Source organism: Oleiphilus sp. HI0043 (assembly GCF_001634935.1).
The window spans coordinates 1-596 of the sequence record NZ_LWEY01001907.1; the positions used below are offsets into that span (position 1 = coordinate 1).

The 596-nt window shown below is 47.0% G+C and carries 1 protein-coding gene; it reads left to right on the forward strand.

The annotated features are described in order from the left end of the window. Positions 1 to 115: 115 nt before the first annotated feature. A partial coding sequence (locus A3729_RS29465) for a ThiF family adenylyltransferase (RefSeq protein ID WP_231877531.1) occupies positions 116 to 596 on the forward strand: 481 nt, incomplete at its 3' end.

Sequence of the window (596 nt, forward strand, 5' to 3'; positions counted from 1 at the left end):
AAAAAAGCGGGTTATCAGCAGGTCGAGACAAGTAAAGATTATGGCGGTAACGATCGTGTTACCCAGGGCCAATGGACTGGGTAAGACTAGTTTTATATCTGTATAGAGGTGAATTGTGAGCGAGCAGCAAAGTCGCGAAGTTTATCAAGAGTTAAGTGATCCGGAGTTATTGCGATATAGCCGGCAGATCATGTTGCCTAAATTCGATGTTGCGGGGCAGTTGGCGCTCAAGAATGCAAAAGTACTTATTATTGGTGCGGGTGGCTTGGGTAGCCCGGTTGCGATGTATCTTGCAGCAGCAGGTGTTGGCTGCATAACTATCGTTGATGATGACCATGTTGATGTTTCCAACTTGCAGCGCCAAATTCTACATGGCGAAAGCTCGTTAGGAAAAATGAAAGTAGACTCCGCGGCTGAAATGCTTGGCAATATAAACCCTCATGTTGAAGTGAAGGTACTTGCCAAACGTCTGGATGAGGAGGGGTTACGGTCTGCTGTCGCCAGAGTTGACTTGGTTTTGGACTGCAGCGACACATTCACAACTCGATTCTCGGTCAATAGAGCATGTGTCGAAGAAGCAAAGCCTCTAGTGTCTG